An 18614-nucleotide genomic window follows, 5' to 3' on the forward strand; every position below is an offset into this window, starting at 1 on the left:
TGCCAGTGAATATTTTGAAACAGATCAGCTGACATGGCGCACAGAGTACCGCCAACAAGAGATGAGGAAAGGGGAAAAAAGCTCAGGAGCAGCAACGCACGCAAGCTGCAGGGAACTTATAAAGTCAGTGTAACATGTTCCCGCTCCACTCTTGAAAGGAATAGAGCCGGAACAATGACGAGTATCAATTACCCGGCTTGACATCACCACATTGCGCCCTGTGACGCAGGGCATGATCCATCAAGACCAGGGCCAGCATGGCTTCAGCAATCGGAGTAGCACGTATGCCAACACAGGGGTCATGACGGCCAAAAGTCTCAACCATGACAGGATTACCATCTTTATCTACCGATCTTCTCGGCGTACGTATCGAAGATGTGGGCTTGATAGCAATGGAAACCGTAATATCCTGGCCAGTCGAGATGCCACCAAGTATGCCGCCAGCATTATTGCCGACAAAGCCCTCAGGCGTCAGTTCATCGCCATGCTCAGAACCGCGCTGTGCGACTGAGCGAAAACCGGCACCGATCTCCACGCCCTTGACGGCGTTAATCCCCATCATGGCATAGGCAATTTCTGCATCAAGCTTGTCATAAATAGGCTCACCCAGACCGACCGGGACATTGGATGCGACCACATCGATCTTGGCACCGATGGAATCACCATCTTTACGCAAGGCATCCATATAATCTTCAAGCTGCTGTATTAACGCAACATCAGTCGTAGGCGCAAAGAATGGGTTGCTTGCCGCATGTTCCCAGGCTTGAAAAGGGATGGCAATTTCACCCAATTGGCTCATGCCACCATGGAACACTGTCCCATATTGCTGATTCAGCCATTTCTTGGCTATCGCCGCTGCGCCAACTACTGGCGCAGTCAATCGCGCAGACGAGCGGCCACCGCCACGTGGGTCGCGGATGCCATATTTATTCCAGTAAGTGAAGTCAGCATGACCTGGACGGAAGGTTTCCGTGATATTGCCGTAATCCTTACTACGCTGATCCTGATTACGGATCAGCAAGCCTATGGGTGTGCCCGTGGTTTTACCCTGATACACACCAGACAGGATTTCCACCGTATCTGGCTCCTGACGCTGGGTCACATGACGCGAAGTGCCAGGGCGACGACGGTCAAGTTCTGGCTGTATGTCTGCCTCAGACAATTCCATGCCCGGCGGGCAGCCATCAATCACGCAACCTATGGCCGGACCATGTGATTCGCCAAAGGTTGTAACAGTAAACAAGGTGCCAAAAGTATTACCGGACATAATATTTCGAAAATGAGAGGTTAGACAGAATAAACCCCATTTTACCAGTGAAGCGCTCTGTACAGAATTTAGCCGTTGTCTGGAGTGACGAAAGATTTCACTATTTTTCGCACTTTACAGCCAAATTCAGGGCATTTTTCTCCCCGTTCAGGCGAATCTTGTTTTATTCTTACCAATGAAAAATATATGAAGCTTGGCTACTGATACATTTAGTGTCATAGTTCCGCAAGGAACCAATTTTGCAGTGCCCTTACCATACGATATGCCAAGCATGGAGCCGCATTACAGATGAATTCAACGATCCACTCTTCTGAAGATGATCTGGTTTTCCTAGATGAACCAGACAGCGATGAAACTGCGGCGGCCTCGCGGCCTGCGCAGACTTGGCGGATCATGATTATTGATGATGATCCAGATGTCCACTCGGCCACAACTTTTGCGTTGGGCAGCCTGGAAATCCAGCATCGCGCCCTGAGTTTTCTGCATGCGTATTCAGCGGCAGAAGCACGCGACATTCTGAAAAACGAAACCGACATCGCCATCATCCTCCTTGATGTGGTCATGGAACAGGAAGACGCCGGACTGCAACTGGTCAGCCATATACGCAAAACCCTGGGCCTGACCGATGTGCGCATTATCCTGCGCACCGGACAACCAGGCTATGCCCCAGAAATTGATGCGATACGCGATTACGACATCAATGACTATAAAACCAAATCAGAACTGACACGTACCAAACTGTACACCGCAGTCACGTCAGCCATACGTTCCTACGAGCAGATTTGCGCTATCAGTGCCAGCCGTCGCGGCCTGGAAATGATTATCCATGCCAGTACAGAATTGATGGCCTTGCAGGGCCTGCAGAATTTCGCGGCTGGTGTACTGGTGCAGATAGCAGGTTTATTGGGGCTCAATACTGAAGGATTTGTATGCGCCAGGCAAGTGCCTGTGGAACTGCAGGATGACAGTGATGACCTGTACATTATCGCCACCACCAATATGTACTTGGGAAGCCTGAACAGGCCACTGGAACAGTTAAGCAACCATGCAACTGGCGATATTGTCAAACGCTCGCTGGAAGCCCATCAAAGCATATTTGAGGCTGAATCAACTGCACTTTACTTCAATAACGTCGCGCAAAAAGATTTCACGCTCTACCTCAATACCGGCCTGCATTTGAATGAGATGGACAAGCGCCTGCTGGGCGTATTCTGCGGCAACGTATCGGTAGGTTTGGATAACGTCATGCTGACTTCGCGTCTGCACAATTACGCCTTCTATGACCCGCTGACAGGCTTGGCAAATCGTCTCAAATTATTGCAAACGTTAAATGAGACCCTGCTCACTTCGTTGAAAAACCACAGCTCCCTGTCGCTGATAGACATAGACCATTTTGCCGAAACCAATGATGCGCTTGGTCATCAGTTCGGCGACCAGTTATTATCCTCAGTCGCACAAAGACTGGTCGCAAATTTTGGCGAACATTGCCAATTAGCAAGAGTAGGCAGTGACACTTTTGCCTTGCTGGGTGATGAAACCCTGGTCTGCCCGGATAAAATTCTGTCTTTATTCACCTCACCTTTCGATGTTGATCAACAAGATGTGCAACTGTCAGCAACCATAGGCCTGATCAAGCTTGATGATTATGACAGTGATGGCTCAGAAGCTCTGAAAGATACCAATATCGCACTGAAGCGCGCCAAGATGAACCGTCGTGGCGGCTACGAATACTTTACCCGCAATATGGGCGTAGAGATACGTGAGCGCGTCTTGCTCATGCATGCCCTGCGTGCAGCGTTTGAGCAAAAAAAATTGTTCCTGGTTTTCCAGCCCCAGATTGATATGCGCGATGGCCGCGTACTTGGTGCCGAGGCTTTGCTGCGCTGGAAAACTGATGAAGGCAAATTCATTCCGCCAGATCAGTTTATTCCTATCGCCGAATATTCTGGCCTGATTGTCGATATCGGTGAATGGGTCTTGCGAACCGCCTGCCTCGAACTCGTGCATTTGCGCAGCCTTGGCTATACCAATTTCCAGATGGCCATCAATGTCTCGCAGGCACAGTTTTCACACCCCCTGTTCATGCAGTCACTGAACAAGGCGTTGGCCGATACACAGGTACCACCAAAGTATGTGGAACTGGAAATTACCGAATCCATGGCCATGAAAGATCCGGAGTTACTGATCAAGACCCTGCACCAGATCAAGCAACTGGGCATGAGTATTTCTATCGATGACTTTGGCACCGGCTTCTCTTCACTGAGTCACCTGCAAAAACTCGATGTAGACAAATTGAAAATTGACCGTGCCTTTGTCAATGAAATCCAGAAAAATCCGAGTGAAGGCAGCATTGCCAAAATGATTGTTCAACTCGGTAAAAATCTCGGGCTATCCATCATTGCCGAAGGTGTGGAAAGTGAAATGCAGGCAAATACCCTGCTTTCTTATGATTGTCATATCGCGCAGGGCTACCTGTACTCCAAGCCGTTGACACGTGATGATTTGCATACTTGGCTGGCAAGCAGATAAGTCCATGGCACGCAGCAGGCTGCATCTCGAGACCTGATGCGTGCACAGCCCCTCCCCTTCCGACGCTGCTGCGCCAACAACCATGCATATTAAATGAGGCATTTTTCATTCTGTCCTGCATTTTTTGCAGACTGTCGCAAGTCGCTGTCCAAGCAAGGACGATTTCCCTACAGTATCAACATGGACTGAAAAGTCGCAAGCAGCCAGTGCATGGCACTCCGGCTGATATGTCAGGGATAACCGTTAAAAGAGAAGCATCATGAATAATACCAATGCAGATACGATCAAGCAGCTCATGGCAGACCTCATGGCCTGGCTTAGCAAAAGCTTTGACACAACGGCAGCCTGGGTTACCAAATTATCCTGGTGGAAGTTTTTCTTATTTGCCATTATCACCATCACTGCAGGCAGCATGCTGCAAGACATGTTATTTACGTCTGAAGAAAATGTGGTGGTGACCAAAAGCAAATCACCCGGCAAATCAAAGAAAGCCAGCAAAATCACTGATGGCGACACCAGTATAGAAATAGACAATACTGGTCTGCATATCCGTAAAAACAATATCGATGGCAAGGGCAAGCAGATAGAGATTGATGAGAACGGCGTCCACATTCGTAGAGATGACGGTGTTGCTCCACCGGCTCCGCCAGTACCACCTGTGCCGAACTCTTCCGGCGCAAGCACGCCACCAGCACCGCCTGCGCCACCGAGTCCGCCATCTATCTCAGAAAGAGATGATATACACATCAAACTGCCTGCAGAAATAGCCAAGGAAATTAGCGAAGAAATCAATAACGCTGTTGCCGATGCCGCTGATGAAGAGGTACGCAGCTACAAGCGCACATCTTCCAAATGGTTCGCCAATTTCGTGGTCTTGCTGGTATTTGGTTTGTTTGGCATGAAAGCCTTGATGAGTGGCAAAGTACGCGCCGAAGAAAAAGCCAAGGAAGCAGGCATGGCAGCTGAGCGCGAATCCCTGTTACGCCAGGTCAGCGAAGCACAGATGCAAATGATGCAGGCACAGGTAGAACCACACTTCCTGTTCAACACCCTGGCTTCAGTTGAGTATTTGATAGAAACCGACCCACCACGTGCTGCTGCCATGCAGCGCAGTCTGATCGCTTATTTGCGTGCGGTGTTGCCACAAATGCGTGAAAATGCCAGCATCACCAATCTGGGACGCGAAGCGGATATGATCAAGTCTTATCTGGAATTGTTGAAAATGCGCATGGAAGAAAGATTGAATGTCGACTTCATCATGCCGGAAGGCTTGCGCAGTGCCTCTTTCCCGCCGATGATGTTGCAGTCCCTGGTCGAGAATGCGATCAAGCATGGACTGGAATGCAAGGCAGAAGGCGGCACCATACACTTCCGTGCAGAGGTGGCGCATAACAAGTTGCGCGTCTCTGTCAGCGATGATGGCCTGGGATTTGGTGCCATGCCCAGCAACGGTACTGGACTGGGATTACAAAATATACGCGAACGTCTGAAATTGATTTATAAAGAAAAGGGACAAATGATCATTACCCCTAATCAACCTAGCGGAGTTTGCGTTACTATAGAAATCCCTTACGAATTAGCCAACTAGATTTCAATTACGCTGACCATGCCTACTGCCATAATTGCTGATGATGAAAGACTGATGCGCGACCAGTTAAAGTCGCGCCTGGAACAAGTCTGGCCCGAGCTGGAAATCCTGGATGAAGCAAAGAATGGTGAAGAAGCCGTCGCCCTGGTAGAAACACATAAACCAGATTTGGCCTTCCTCGACATACGCATGCCGGTCAAAACGGGTCTGGAAGCAGCCAAGGATATAGGCAGCAAGGCACATATCGTCTTCATCACTGCCTATGATCAATATGCCATACAGGCTTTTGATCATGGCGCAGTTGATTATGTCCTCAAGCCTGCCGATGTAGAGAGGCTCACGCGTACGGTCGAAAGGCTCAAGGCCAGGTTAACAGCCCAGAGCCAGCCCAACGACATGAGTACCATGCTCTCGCAACTGGCCAAGCAAATGGGTATAGCCCCCAAGCCCGACTACTTGCAATGGATACAGGCTTCCATAGGGCAGGAGTTACGCCTTATACCGGTGGAAGAAATTCTATTCTTCCAGTCTGACGAGAAATATACGAGGGTGCAAACCGCCACTTATGAAGCCTTGATACGCAAACCTGTACGTGATCTGGCAGAGGAACTGGACCCTGCTCTGTTCTGGCAAATTCACAGATCCACTCTGGTGAACGCCAAGGCTATCTCAGGCGTGGTGCGCGACCTGCGCGGTCGCCATCTGGTGCAAATCAAGGGACTGACAGAAAAACTCGAAGTCAGTCGCAGTTTTGTACATTTGTTCAAACAAATGTAAGCTCCATCTCAGCAGCCTACCCCAATAAAAAAGCGCCTCAGTTTGTTCAACTGAGGCGCTTTTTCTTAAAGCGATGGCTGACTGGAATTACAAAATATGCTTGCCTATCCACCAGGCTATAGCTGCCACAAAAGCAGAAGCTGGTATGGTCAAAATCCAGGCCCATACAATATTGCCAGCAACACCCCAACGCACCGCAGACATTTTTTGCGCTGAGCCCACGCCAACAATTGCACCTGTAATGGTGTGCGTTGTCGATACAGGAATGCCCAATACTGTCGCCATGATCAAGGTGATAGCACCACCAGTTTCAGCACAAAACCCGCCGACAGGCTTGAGTTTGGTGATTTTTTGACCCATGGTTTTAACAATACGCCAGCCACCAAACAAAGTACCCAGACCAATCGCAGCATAACAGGAATACACCACCCATCCTGGTGGGCCTTTATCAGCCTCACTGGAATAACCAGCGGCGATCAACAGCATCCAGATAATACCCATGGTCTTTTGCGCATCATTACCACCGTGACCCAGACTGAATACCGAAGCTGACACCAATTGCAAACGGCGGAACCATTTATCCACTTTCCTTGGCGTCGATTTAACAAACAACCAGGATACGATCAGCATCATTACAGAACCAAGGAAAAACCCCAGCAATGGCGACAAGACGATAAACAATATGATCTTGTAAAGACCGGCAGCAATCAGGGCACCAGTACCTTCTTTAGCTACAGCAGCACCAATCAAACCACCGATCAAGGCGTGTGAAGATGAAGACGGAATACCGAAATACCAGGTCACCAGATTCCAGAATATCGCTCCGACCAGGGCACCGAAGATGACATAGTGATCAACGATAACAGGATCAATGGTGCCCTTGCCTATGGTTTTGGCGACAGACAGGTTAAAAACAAAAAAAGCAAATACATTGAATAAAGCCGCCATGGCTACCGCCTGGCTGGGTTTCAAAACCCCTGTTGAAACAACGGTTGCGATCGCATTCGCGGCATCATGGAAGCCGTTCATGAAATCGAATAACAATGCCAGTACCACCAATAAGATGATGACGTACAGGCTCATATGAAAGGATTGCATAAAAGTGAATTCCCTTGTTCGCTCTCTGCATTGACAGAGAACTGTTAGGCGTCAAAATAAAAGAGTCAGACGCTTAAGCGTTCTCAACAATAATGCCTTCTATGATATTGGCAACATCTTCACAACGATCCGTTACTGTTTCCAGTATTTCGTAAATCGCTTTGAGTTTGATGAGATTGCGGACATCAGGTTCATCGCGGAACAGTTTGGACATAGCAGCGCGCATGACGTGATCCGCATCCGATTCCAGGCGATCGATTTCTTCGCACAGCGCCAGGATTTCACGGGAATTATCCATGTTGTGCAACAAGGCGACGGCTGCTTTCACTTTTTCAGCACAACCCAGGCAGAGTTCTGCCAGGCGTTTGGCTTCTGGCGTAATTTCGCGGATATCGTACAGGGAAATAGTCTGACCGGCATCTTCGAGCAGATCCAGAATATCATCCATACGCGTAATCAGTTTATGGATGTCATCTCGGTCCAGAGGTGTGATGAAAGTTTTGTGCAACAACTCTATCGTATTGTAGGTAACAGTATCTGCCTGCTTTTCTATGCTCTCTATCGCGTGAACACGGATCTCCAGATCATCAAAGTTCGTCATCAAGGCAACCATTTCCTTGGAACCTTTGACACATAACTCTGCATGTTGATTGAAGAGTTCAAAAAATTTGCCCTCGGTGGGCATCAAGCGTCCAAACATTTTATTCTCACTGAAAATATAAGATTTCTAGAATTGTCCAGGCAAGCGCATGCAATCAAGCATGCCTGGCAACACTGTTCTACTTTTTAAGTCTTGATTTACTACTTTGCGTCTACCCACCAACACCAGCATTTTGCTTTGAAATTATTCACTATCACCGTAAATCGACAGGGAACCAACATAGTTGTCAAACTTGGTATATTCGCCCAGGAAAGTCAGACGGACACTGCCAATAGGACCATTACGCTGCTTACCAATAATGATTTCTGCCGTGCCCTTGTCGGGAGAATCCGGGTTATACACCTGATCACGATAAATAAACATGATGACGTCGGCATCCTGTTCAATCGCACCAGATTCGCGCAAGTCAGACATGACGGGACGTTTATTCGGTCTTTGCTCCAGAGAGCGGTTCAACTGGGACAAGGCAATCACAGGACAATGCAGTTCTTTTGCCAGGCCCTTCAGATTTCGGGAAATCTCGGAAATCTCGGTCGCACGGTTTTCACCGGCAGAGTTGGCTGACATCAATTGCAAGTAATCGACAATCACCAGGCCCAGCTTGCCGCATTGACGTGCCAGACGACGGGAGCGCGCGCGCAATTCTATCGAACTCAACGCTGGCGTTTCATCAATATACAGTTGCGCTTCATTCATCTTTTGAATGGCATGTGTCAGGCGCGGCCAGTCTTCATCGGTCAGCTTACCAACGCGCAGACGGCTTTGATCCAGACGCCCTACCGAACCCAGCATACGCATCGCCAGTTGGGCGCCACCCATCTCCATGGAGAACACGGCAACTGGCAAGCCGCTGTCTATGGCGACGTTCTCACCGATGTTCAGTGAGAAGGCTGTCTTACCCATGGATGGACGACCTGCAACAATGACCAGATCACCAGGCTGCAAGCCCGAAGTCATTTTGTCCAGATCAGCAAAACCGGTAGGCACGCCGGTAATATCATTTTGATTATCGCGGTTATACAGTTCATCAATGCGCTCAACCACTTGCGTCAGCAAGGGCTGAATAGCCTGGAAACCCTGGGCACCACGGGCACCCTCTTCGGCAATCGCAAAAATCTTGGATTCAGCCTCGTCCAGCATTTGCTTGACTTCTTTACCCTGGGGGTTAAAGGCATTACCGGAGATTTCATCTGCAACGGTAATCAGTTTGCGCAATACGCCACGGTCACGGACGATTTCTGCGTAGCGACGGATATTGGCAGCTGAAGGAGTATTTTGTGCGAGGGCATTCAGATATGTCAGGCCACCGGCATCTTCTGCCTTACCCGTACTGGTCAGCGCCTCAAAAACGGTGATAACGTCGGCTGGACGAGAGCTATTGATCAGTTTGACCATGCACTGGAAAATAATCCTGTGGTCATAACGATAGAAATCTTCTTCACCAATAAAATCGGCAATACGGTCCCAGGCTGCGTTATCCAGCAATAGGCCACCCAGAACAGATTGCTCTGCTTCTATGGAATGAGGGGGAACGCGTAAAGCGTCAATTTGAGGATCAGAACCAGCTTTCATGGCGCGCATTATAACCGTTAAATCAAATGACCAGAGCGTTCAAAGTACGAGAAGTTGGCGAGTTTGTGACAAGTTTGTGACAAACGGATAAATAGTGAAAAATTTCTCTCAAACATGAAAAAAGCCGGGTCTCCCCGGCTTTTTCCAGCAATTTGCAAAAAGCAAATTAAGCGTGTTCACCTACCACTGCAACATTAACGTCAACAACAACGTCAGTGTGCAAAGCAACAGAAACACTGTGCTCGCCAGCGATCTTCAACGGACCTTGTGGCAAACGTACTTGTGCTTTTTCTACTGCGAAACCTTGTTTAGTCAGGGCTTCAGAAATATCAGCATTAGTGACGGAACCAAACAAACGACCATCAACACCAGATTTTTGTGTGATTTGTACGGTCAGACCGGACAGTTTTTCGCCTTGAGCTTGAGCTGCTGCCAATTTGGCTGCTGCTGCTTTTTCCAGTTCAGCGCGTTTTGCTTCGAATTCAGCAACTGCAGCTGTCGTAGCACGACGAGCCATACGTTGTGGAATCAAAAAGTTACGTGCATAGCCGTCTTTAACGCGAACTACATCACCCAGATTGCCGAGATTAACGACTTTATCCAACAGAATAACTTGCATATTTTTCTCCTTTACCTTGTCGTCAATTACGCTGTGTGCAAATCAGTGTATGGCAGCAACGCGAGGTAACGTGCACGTTTGATTGCAGTGTCAACTTGACGTTGATACAGCGCTTTTGTACCGGTCAAACGTGCTGGCATGATTTTGCCGTTTTCTTGCACGAAATCTTTCAGTGTGTCGATGTCTTTGTAGTCAACTTTTTCTACATGTGCTGCTGTGAAGCGGCAGAATTTTTTGCGCTTGAACAAAGGGTTTTGTTGTTGGCGCTTTTGCTTCAATTTGCTTTTGTCGAATTTTTTACCGAATGCCATTTTTGGCTCCTAATCTAGTAAATGTGTCCCGAATTCAGTGATATGAAAAACGAGACTTTTGCTATTGCGATTTTTGCGCGCTAAAAAACCAGTGAATTCCATGGTCTGTTCCAGGGCAATTTCTGTAAAACGCTGGGATATTTCACCAGCAGCCATCGCAGAAATTTCAAACTCGACCTGCCGAACCGTGTTCGCCTCACGAGTTTCTGAACTATGCATCAAGGTAGCAGAAGCTATCGGGATACCGGCCGGGGTGTAACGCAATGCGCTTTTTTCCACAATCCGGGCTACGAGCTTCAGCTGATTCACTATTTTTTTACGCGACCTTTGTCAATTATTAAGCAGCAGGCGCTTCAACACGTTGCGCTTTTGCAGCATCTTCTTTCTGAACAGCTTTCATCATAGGAGAAGGTGTTGTTTCTGCTTTTTTCAATTTGACTGTCAGGTGACGCAAGACAGCATCATTGAATTTGAATGCTGTTTCCAACTCGAGCAGAGTTTCAGCATCGCATTCGATGTTCAAGCAAACATAGTGTGCTTTTGCCAGTTTTTGAATCATGTAAGCCAATTGACGACGGCCCCAGTCTTCAACGCGATGGATTTGACCACCACGGGCTACAACACTTGCCTTGTAGCGCTCGATCATTGCAGGAACTTGCTCGCTCTGATCTGGATGTACGATAAATACGATTTCATAATGACGCATATATTCTCCTTGTGGACAATAAAAATAGCCCGCCTCGGCGTCAAGACGAGTGCGGGAAGAGGAAAGCCGACAATAATAACCCAGTTTTTCATATTGATCAATTGGATCAGTGACTTAGGCAATTTTTCAGTCCGTTCTTTTGAGTAAGTGCGGTATTTTTTTCACATTTATGCTTAATCGAAGGCATTTTGACTTGCATATTCAGCTCTACTGTATAAAAATACAGACTGCTTGTATATACAGCACCTTAACACTAGAAAACGCCATGCTTAAACTCACCGCTCGCCAGGAGCAAATCCTGAACCTGATTAAAGACGCCATCCAAAACACGGGCTTTCCCCCTACCCGTGCCGAGATTGCGACAGAATTGGGATTCCGTTCAACCAATGCTGCAGAAGAACATCTGCAAGCCCTGGCACGCAAAGGCGTCATAGAAATTGCCGCGGGCACTTCACGTGGCATACGACTGCTGGAATCTGAGTTGTCCAGCCATATCACAGGCAAGCAACTGGCACTGCCTCACCCCGCCCTATTGCAACTGGCCCTGCCACTGGTTGGGCGCGTTGCCGCCGGCTCGCCGATACTAGCCAGTGAACATATAGAATCCACTTACAACGTAGATCCGGCCCTGTTCTCTGCCAAGCCAGACTTTTTGCTGAAGGTGCGGGGCATGTCCATGCGCGATGCTGGCATACTTGATGGAGACTTGCTGGCAGTCAAAAAAGCCGACAGTGCACGCAATGGCCAGATCGTTGTCGCCCGCCTCGGTGATGATGTGACCGTCAAGCGCTATAAGAAAACTGGCAATCTGATAGAACTGATGCCTGAAAACCCGGACTACCCCGTCATCAAGATTGGCGATACTGAAGAAGATTTCGCGCTGGAAGGTCTGGCTGTTGGCCTCATGCGCAACTGGGTTTGAGATCAGCCCGGGCGTGATTCAGCCCTCTCATTTGCATCATGCCCGGGCAGCATCTCAAACTTATTAATACCTGCCCACTGGCAAGTTCTGATAAGCAACTACCATAAAAAAAACGTCCGGATATCCGGACGTTTTTTATTTCAGAGCAACAGATTTAGCGCTCGACAACTTATTGCCCAACAATTTAGTGCTTGACCACGGTAGTATCCGCAGGCGTTTCAGTTGGTGCCGTGGCAGGTGTCGCTGCAGCCACTGGTACCGGCTCATCCACCAAAGGAACAGGTTGTGTTTCCAGCGCGATTTCCAGGACTTTGTCTATCCACCTGACCGGGATGATTTCCAGTTTGTTTTTGACATTGTCCGGGATCTCAGCCAGATCCTTGGCATTTTCCTCAGGTATCAAGACTGTCTTGATGCCACCACGGTGAGCAGCCAGCAATTTCTCTTTCAAGCCACCGATAGGCAATACTTCACCACGCAAGGTGATCTCACCTGTCATGGCAACATCAGCACGGACTGGAATGCCAGTAAACACTGACACCAAAGCAGTTGTCATGGCGATACCGGCAGATGGACCATCTTTCGGTGTTGCACCTTCCGGTACGTGGATATGGATGTCGCTCTTCTCGAACACATCCGCCTTGATACCCAGACGCTTGGCGCGACTGCGTACCACTGTGCGAGCTGCTTCGATGGATTCTTTCATGACATCGCCCAATGTACCTGTGCGGATGACACCACCTTTACCTGGCATGGCTACGGCTTCTATGGTCAGCAAATCGCCACCCACTTCAGTCCAGGCCAGACCGACCACCTGACCAATCTGGTTATCTTTAACGGCAACGCCAAAGTCATAGCGACGTACACCCAGGTATTTATCCAGATTTTTTGAATTGACCGTGGCTTTTTTCTCGGTCTTTTTCAACAAGAGCATTTTCACGACCTTGCGGCAAATCTTGGAGATTTCCCTTTCCAGCGAACGCACACCGGCTTCACGGGTGTAATAGCGAATAATGTCGCGTATTGCACTTTCAGCCACGGTGATTTCGCCTTCTTTCAAACCATTGTTCTTGATTTGTTTAGGCAGCAGATAACGTTGCGCAATGCTGGTTTTTTCATCTTCGGTGTAACCCGACAGACGTATAACCTCCATCCTGTCCAGCAAAGCTGGCGGGATATTGTAGGAATTGGATGTCGCTACAAACATCACGTCGGACAAATCGAAATCGACTTCGATATAGTGATCTGAGAAAGTGTGATTTTGTTCAGGGTCCAATACCTCCAGCAAGGCAGATGAAGGGTCGCCACGGAAGTCAGCTCCCATCTTGTCCACTTCATCCAGCAGGAACAAAGGATTACGCACACCAACCTTGGACAAGCTTTGCAAAATCTTGCCTGGCATGGAGCCTATGTAAGTACGGCGATGACCGCGAATTTCTGCCTCATCACGCACACCACCCAGGGCCATACGCACAAACTTGCGGTTTGTTGCGCGGGCGATGGATTGCCCCAACGAGGTTTTACCCACGCCCGGAGGACCTACCAGACAGAGGATAGGTGCTTTGAGCTTGTCGACGCGCTGTTGCACTGCAAGATATTCCAGGATGCGTTCCTTGACCTTATCGAGGCCAAAGTGTTCGTCTTCCAGCACTTTTTCAGCATTCGTCAAATCATTGTTGACCTTGGATTTTTTCTTCCATGGCAAATTGACGATAGTGTCGATGTAGTTACGCACGACAGTAGCTTCTGCCGACATAGGCGACATCATTTTGAGTTTTTTCAACTCATTCTGTGCTTTGTCGCGGGCTTCTTTAGGCATCTTGGCGGCCAGGATTTTTTTCTCCAGCTCGTCAATATCAGCGCCTTCTTCACCCTCGCCCAACTCTTTTTGTATCGCCTTGACTTGTTCGTTCAGGTAATACTCACGCTGGGATTTTTCCATCTGGCGCTTGACGCGGCCACGAATACGTTTTTCAACTTGCAGGATATCAAGTTCACCTTCGAGCTGACCCAACAAATGTTCAAGACGTTTGGCCACACTGAAAATTTCCAGGATGACTTGTTTTTGCTCCAGTTTCAAAGGCAGGTGCGCGGCGATGGTATCAGCCAGGCGACCAGCATCATCAATGCCGGACAGGGATGCCAGGATTTCAGGAGGGATTTTTTTGTTCAGTTTGACGTATTGGTCAAATTGCTGAACGATAGTACGGCGCATTGCCTCTACTTCCGACTCATCACCTTCGTCAACGGCGATAGGTGTCAGATCAGCAAAGAAATGCGATTCAGAATCATGTATCTTGCTGATGCGCGCACGCTGCGCACCTTCGACCAGCACCTTGACGGTACCGTCGGGCAATTTCAGCATTTGCAGAATATTGGCAATACAGCCAATTTCGTAAATGTCATCTGCTGAAGGTTCATCCTTGGCAGCAGCTTTCTGGGCAGCAAGCATGATGCTCTTGCCCTGGTCCATGGCGGCCTCGAGAGCCTTAATGGATTTGGGGCGGCCCACAAACAGGGGGATTACCATGTGCGGGAATACAACGACATCACGCAGTGGCAACAACGGCAATTGGGTTTGTTCGGTAATCAGAGTAGTCGTCATGGCGCACCTTTCATAAATACTGGTTAACAATGTTGGCGCACTGGGCGGAAACACAAGCCCATTCTGGAAAAAAACAATAAAAAAAGCCACTCAGAGAGCTTCTCCGGGTAGCTTTACGATTGAAGCCAGAATCGTTTTGTTAATCCATTGTACTTCGAATCAAATTAAAACAAGGCAAAATAAATAAAAAATGGGGAGTTAGCTCCCCATTTTTCTTACTTCGTGGCAAACAATGCCATCAGGCACCTGAAACTTTTGGTTGCTCATGGTAAATCAACAAGGGTTTTGCACCATTGGTGATCGTACTTTCATCAATAACGACCTTTTCCACATTCTGGTGGCTAGGCAAGTCATACATGACATCCAGCAAAGCATGCTCAAGGATGGAACGCAAACCACGGGCACCAGTTTTACGCATAATCGCTTTTTTGGCAATTGCCTGCAAGGCAGCCGGGCGAATTTCCAGTTCAGTACCTTCCATCTCAAGCAGTTTTGCATATTGCTTGATCAGGGCATTTTTTGGCTCAACCAGAATCTGGATCAGGGCAGCCTCGTCCAGTTCATTCAAAGTGGCAATCACAGGCAGACGGCCAACCAATTCTGGAATGAGACCGAACTTGATCAAATCTTGTGGCTCAGCATCCTGCATGACTTCGCTGGCGCTCTTTTCTGCCTGGCTCTTGACGCTGGCAGAAAAACCTATGCCGCTGCGCTCTGAACGGTCGGAAATGATCTTGGCCAGGCCATCAAACGCGCCACCGCAGATGAACATGATGTTTGTGGTATCAATCTGGATGAAATCCTGGTTAGGATGCTTGCGGCCACCCTGAGGCGGCACAGATGCCATCGTACCTTCAACCAGCTTCAGCAATGCTTGCTGTACGCCTTCACCGGAAACGTCACGGGTGATCGAAGGATTATCAGATTTACGGGAAATCTTGTCGATTTCATCAATATAAACGATACCTTTTTGCGCGCGCTCGACTTCATAGTTGCAATTTTGCAGCAATTTTTGAATGATGTTTTCTACATCCTCACCGACATAACCTGCTTCTGTCAGTGTAGTCGCATCAGCGATCACGAAAGGCACATTCAACATGCGTGCCAGGGTTTGTGCCAGCAAGGTCTTGCCGGAGCCGGTTGGCCCTACCAGCAAGATATTGCTCTTTGCCAGTTCAACATCGTCCTTTTTACCCAGATGCTTGAGGCGCTTGTAATGGTTGTACACCGCTACAGCCAGAATACGCTTGGCACCCAACTGACCAATGACGTACTGGTCCAGCAAATCAGTGATTTCTTGCGGCGTAGGCAATTCAGTTTTCGCGCTGGCAATATTATCAATTTCGGACACTTCGTCACGAATGATGTCATTGCACAAATCGATACACTCGTCGCAGATGAATACGGATGGCCCTGCTATTAATTTTTTAACCTCATGCTGACTCTTGCCGCAAAACGAGCAATAGAGCAACTTTTCTCCGCTGGAGGATTTTTTATCGGGCATGATACGTATATGAAATAAACAAAATTAATCTATGAAACTGGTGATTAAGCCGCGGCTTGACAGGATTTTACTCAGGCTTCGCCCACGCAAATTAAGCACAAATTTCCTCAGCTTCTTGGACTTGCATATTACCTGCAAAAACGGCTTTCGTCATGACATCAATATGCAACTATGGGGAGCAATGAGACATTATAGAACAGAATAAAAAAACGCCCGGACCATCAAGGAACAGGCGTTCTTTTTTGACAAGCTACGTGGTTAAGTGACTTAAGCGCGATGTGCCAGCACTTTGTCGATCAGACCATATTCCGCAGCAGCATCTGCTGACATGAAATTATCACGATCTGTATCTTTAGCAATTTGCTCCAGGCTACGGCCGGTTTTTTCTGCCAGTATGCCATTCAGGCGCTCACGCAAATACAGAATCTCACGCGCCTGAATTTCAATATCAGATGCCTGACCTTGAGCGCCGCCCAGAGGTTGATGAATCATGATACGGGAATTCGGCAAAGAAAAACGCTTGCCTTTGGCACCTGCAGCCAGCAAGAAGGCGCCCATGGATGCCGCCAGGCCTGTACATAAAGTCGACACATCAGGCTTGATGAACTGCATGGTATCAAAAATCGCCATACCTGCAGAAACTGAACCACCCGGGGAGTTGATGTAAAGTGAAATATCCTTATCAGGATTTTCACTTTCCAAAAACAGCAATTGTGCAACGATAAGATTAGCAGCCTGGTCATTGACTGGACCAACCAGGAAAATCACACGCTCCTTGAGCAAACGGGAATAGATGTCGTATGCACGCTCACCTCTACCACTTTGCTCAATCACCATAGGCACCATGCCCAGCATGTTTGTGTCCAGTGCCGAATTACGGATGATGCCTGTCATGTGTTTTCCTTTATTTGTTACGCTTGTGCGTTGTTACCCATCAATTCGTCGAAAGGCAGAACTTTGTCTGTTACTTTCGCTTTACCCAACACATAGTTAACGACGTTTTCTTCTAATACAAGGGCTTCAACTTCAGCCAGACGGTTGCGGTCGCTGAAATAATATTTAACGACTTGCTGTGGGTCTTCATAGCTTTGAGCGAAATCTTCAACTTGCGCTTTGATTTGTTCAGTAGTTGCTTGCAAGCTGTTAGCTTTGACCAGTTCAGCCAGGATCAAACCCAGACGAACGCGACGCTCGGCTTGTGCATTGAACAGATCAGCAGGGAATGGTACGTCATTGACGTTCATGCCGCGTTGCGCCATGTCTTGACGTGTCATTTCCGCCAGGCGCTCGCTGTCTTGGGCAACCAGAGTTTTAGGCACATCGAATTCAACCGTTTTAACCAGTGCATCCATGACGCTTTCTTTGGTCTTGGATTTAACACGGCCACGTACTTCACGCTCCAGATTTTCCTTGATGTCTGTACGCATCTTGACCAGATCACCATCTTCTACGCCCAGCATTTTGGCAAATTCGGAATCTACTTCAGGCAGGTGTGCCCATTCCAGCTTTGTCAAAGTGATGGTGAATTCTGCAGTCTTACCGGCTACATCCTTGCCATGGTAGTCTTCAGGGAAAGCCAATGGGAAAGTCTTGGATTCGCCAACTTTCAAACCGATAGTTGCTGTTTCAAACTCAGGCAACATGCGGCCTTCGCCCAGCACAAATGCAAAACCATCAGCTTTGCCACCAGCAAATTCGACGCCGTCGATCTTGCCTACGAAATCTACTGTAGCGCGGTCGCCATTTTGTGCGGACTGGTCTGCACCACCGTCACCATGCGCGCCCTGCTCGCCTTTAACGTGGAAATGTACGCGTTGCTTGCGCAGGATATCGATAGTTTTATCGATTTCAGCGTCAGTCACATCCGATTTGACTTGCTCTACTTCAGCAACAGACAAATCACCGACTGTGATTTCTGGATACACTTCAAAAGTTGCATCGAATGCCAGGCTGCCTTCGGCCACGTCTGATCCAGACTTTGGCTCTATGCTTGGGTAACCAGCAACACGCAATTTGTTTTCATTTGCAGCAGCAGCAAAAGCCTGGCCGACTTTGTCGTTCAGTACTTCTGTTTCTACTTGATAGCCGTATTGTGCAGCTACCATTTTCATAGGTACTTTACCAGGACGGAAACCAGGCGCTTTTGCTGTACGTGCACGCTGCTTCAGACGTTTTTCAACTTCCGATTGCACATCAGCGACCGGGAAAGAAATCGTCAAACGGCGTTCCAATTTATCTAAAGTTTCGACTGCAGTTGCCATGAAAATCGTCCAAATAGTAAAAATTCTGTGGTGCGAGGAGGGGGACTCGAACCCCCACACCATTGCTGGCGTCAGGACCTAAACCTGGTGCGTCTACCAATTTCGCCATCCTCGCGGGATGTATGTTTTATGTTCACCGGCGCAATGCCGCCACACGTTGAGCACGGCCGTTACAAAAGCAAAGGGCGACCCGA

General features: G+C 48.4%; 16 protein-coding genes and 1 tRNA gene. 4 read left to right on the forward strand and 13 right to left on the reverse strand.

Translation table 11 applies throughout. The features are described from left to right. Positions 1-184 precede the first annotated feature (184 nt). Positions 185-1267 carry a chorismate synthase gene (aroC, locus tag AC3WQT_RS27365; protein ID WP_492708955.1) on the reverse strand — a complete coding sequence of 361 codons (1083 nt, stop codon included), beginning with the start codon at positions 1265-1267 and terminating at the stop codon, positions 185-187. A gap of 288 nt (positions 1268-1555) precedes the next feature. Between aroC and AC3WQT_RS27370 the strand changes: the two genes are divergently transcribed. The 3 genes from AC3WQT_RS27370 to AC3WQT_RS27380 all read left to right on the forward strand — a co-directional run bounded on the left by AC3WQT_RS27370 (position 1556) and on the right by AC3WQT_RS27380 (position 6161). Then, positions 1556-3796 (forward strand): GGDEF/EAL domain-containing response regulator, encoded by a 2241-nt coding sequence (locus tag AC3WQT_RS27370; RefSeq protein ID WP_492708957.1) that lies wholly within the window; start codon positions 1556-1558, stop codon positions 3794-3796. Between the two features lie 259 nt (positions 3797-4055). Beyond that, on the forward strand, positions 4056-5384 hold the full coding sequence (locus tag AC3WQT_RS27375) for a sensor histidine kinase (protein WP_492708959.1): 1329 nt from the start codon (positions 4056-4058) through the stop codon (positions 5382-5384). Positions 5385-5402: 18 nt separating this feature from the next. Continuing rightward, positions 5403-6161: a LytR/AlgR family response regulator transcription factor gene (locus AC3WQT_RS27380; RefSeq protein ID WP_492708961.1), complete on the forward strand. Its 759-nt coding sequence runs from the start codon at positions 5403-5405 to the stop codon at positions 6159-6161. 87 nt (positions 6162-6248) lie between these two features. On the opposite strand, the gene AC3WQT_RS27385 is transcribed toward AC3WQT_RS27380, so the two are convergent. The 7 genes from AC3WQT_RS27385 to rpsF all read right to left on the reverse strand — a co-directional run bounded on the left by AC3WQT_RS27385 (position 6249) and on the right by rpsF (position 11128). Continuing rightward, the gene (locus AC3WQT_RS27385; RefSeq protein ID WP_492708963.1) at positions 6249-7259 is read right to left on the reverse strand and encodes an inorganic phosphate transporter; all 1011 of its coding nucleotides are present in this window, start codon (positions 7257-7259) and stop codon (positions 6249-6251) included. A 73-nt stretch (positions 7260-7332) separates the two neighbouring features. Further along, a complete protein-coding gene (locus AC3WQT_RS27390) occupies positions 7333-7959 on the reverse strand; it encodes a DUF47 domain-containing protein (protein ID WP_110252962.1) in 627 nt (208 codons plus the stop codon). 144 nt (positions 7960-8103) lie between these two features. Continuing rightward, positions 8104-9492 carry a replicative DNA helicase gene (locus AC3WQT_RS27395; protein WP_110254160.1) on the reverse strand — a complete coding sequence of 463 codons (1389 nt, stop codon included), beginning with the start codon at positions 9490-9492 and terminating at the stop codon, positions 8104-8106. A 166-nt stretch (positions 9493-9658) separates the two neighbouring features. After that, positions 9659-10111, reverse strand: a complete 453-nt coding sequence (gene rplI / locus AC3WQT_RS27400) for a 50S ribosomal protein L9 (RefSeq protein ID WP_492708965.1) — start codon at positions 10109-10111, stop codon at positions 9659-9661. A 26-nt stretch (positions 10112-10137) separates the two neighbouring features. Beyond that, positions 10138-10422 (reverse strand): 30S ribosomal protein S18, encoded by a 285-nt coding sequence (gene rpsR / locus AC3WQT_RS27405; RefSeq protein WP_110252960.1) that lies wholly within the window; start codon positions 10420-10422, stop codon positions 10138-10140. A 9-nt stretch (positions 10423-10431) separates the two neighbouring features. Beyond that, positions 10432-10731: a primosomal replication protein N gene (gene priB / locus AC3WQT_RS27410; protein ID WP_492708968.1), complete on the reverse strand. Its 300-nt coding sequence runs from the start codon at positions 10729-10731 to the stop codon at positions 10432-10434. 28 nt (positions 10732-10759) lie between these two features. After that, the gene (gene rpsF, locus AC3WQT_RS27415; RefSeq protein ID WP_110252958.1) at positions 10760-11128 is read right to left on the reverse strand and encodes a 30S ribosomal protein S6; all 369 of its coding nucleotides are present in this window, start codon (positions 11126-11128) and stop codon (positions 10760-10762) included. 265 nt (positions 11129-11393) lie between these two features. Between rpsF and lexA the strand changes: the two genes are divergently transcribed. Next, positions 11394-12050: a transcriptional repressor LexA gene (gene lexA / locus AC3WQT_RS27420; protein ID WP_492708970.1), complete on the forward strand. Its 657-nt coding sequence runs from the start codon at positions 11394-11396 to the stop codon at positions 12048-12050. Positions 12051-12234: 184 nt separating this feature from the next. Here the strand turns inward: lexA and lon are convergent, their stop codons facing one another. From lon to AC3WQT_RS27445, 5 genes are all read right to left on the reverse strand, one after another. Continuing rightward, a complete protein-coding gene (gene lon, locus AC3WQT_RS27425; protein ID WP_492708972.1) occupies positions 12235-14655 on the reverse strand; it encodes an endopeptidase La in 2421 nt (806 codons plus the stop codon). Between the two features lie 238 nt (positions 14656-14893). Further along, positions 14894-16159, reverse strand: a complete 1266-nt coding sequence (clpX, locus tag AC3WQT_RS27430; RefSeq protein ID WP_422952148.1) for an ATP-dependent Clp protease ATP-binding subunit ClpX — start codon at positions 16157-16159, stop codon at positions 14894-14896. A gap of 267 nt (positions 16160-16426) precedes the next feature. Then, complete coding sequence (gene clpP, locus AC3WQT_RS27435) at positions 16427-17053, reverse strand: ATP-dependent Clp endopeptidase proteolytic subunit ClpP (RefSeq protein ID WP_423008492.1); 627 nt, start codon at positions 17051-17053, stop codon at positions 16427-16429. Positions 17054-17070: 17 nt separating this feature from the next. Continuing rightward, entirely contained in the window at positions 17071-18420 is a 1350-nt protein-coding gene (gene tig / locus AC3WQT_RS27440) for a trigger factor (protein ID WP_492708975.1), read from the reverse strand. 28 nt (positions 18421-18448) lie between these two features. Beyond that, positions 18449-18535 (reverse strand) — tRNA-Leu (locus AC3WQT_RS27445). Between the last annotated feature and the right edge of the window lie 79 nt (positions 18536-18614).

Source organism: Undibacterium sp. FW305-107, from assembly GCF_058788535.1.

Coding starts and splice junctions, on each gene's coding strand:
- AC3WQT_RS27390 (WP_110252962.1), bottom strand. CDS start 7,959: ATGTTTGGACGCTTGATGCCCACCGAGGGCAAATTTTTTGAACTCTTC.
- tig (WP_492708975.1), bottom strand. CDS start 18,420: ATGGCAACTGCAGTCGAAACTTTAGATAAATTGGAACGCCGTTTGACG.
- lexA (WP_492708970.1), top strand. CDS start 11,394: ATGCTTAAACTCACCGCTCGCCAGGAGCAAATCCTGAACCTGATTAAA.
- clpP (WP_423008492.1), bottom strand. CDS start 17,053: ATGACAGGCATCATCCGTAATTCGGCACTGGACACAAACATGCTGGGC.
- AC3WQT_RS27375 (WP_492708959.1), top strand. CDS start 4,056: ATGAATAATACCAATGCAGATACGATCAAGCAGCTCATGGCAGACCTC.
- AC3WQT_RS27380 (WP_492708961.1), top strand. CDS start 5,403: ATGCCTACTGCCATAATTGCTGATGATGAAAGACTGATGCGCGACCAG.
- AC3WQT_RS27370 (WP_492708957.1), top strand. CDS start 1,556: ATGAATTCAACGATCCACTCTTCTGAAGATGATCTGGTTTTCCTAGAT.
- AC3WQT_RS27385 (WP_492708963.1), bottom strand. CDS start 7,259: ATGCAATCCTTTCATATGAGCCTGTACGTCATCATCTTATTGGTGGTA.
- lon (WP_492708972.1), bottom strand. CDS start 14,655: ATGACGACTACTCTGATTACCGAACAAACCCAATTGCCGTTGTTGCCA.
- rplI (WP_492708965.1), bottom strand. CDS start 10,111: ATGCAAGTTATTCTGTTGGATAAAGTCGTTAATCTCGGCAATCTGGGT.
- clpX (WP_422952148.1), bottom strand. CDS start 16,159: ATGCCCGATAAAAAATCCTCCAGCGGAGAAAAGTTGCTCTATTGCTCG.
- rpsR (WP_110252960.1), bottom strand. CDS start 10,422: ATGGCATTCGGTAAAAAATTCGACAAAAGCAAATTGAAGCAAAAGCGC.
- rpsF (WP_110252958.1), bottom strand. CDS start 11,128: ATGCGTCATTATGAAATCGTATTTATCGTACATCCAGATCAGAGCGAG.
- AC3WQT_RS27395 (WP_110254160.1), bottom strand. CDS start 9,492: ATGAAAGCTGGTTCTGATCCTCAAATTGACGCTTTACGCGTTCCCCCT.
- aroC (WP_492708955.1), bottom strand. CDS start 1,267: ATGTCCGGTAATACTTTTGGCACCTTGTTTACTGTTACAACCTTTGGC.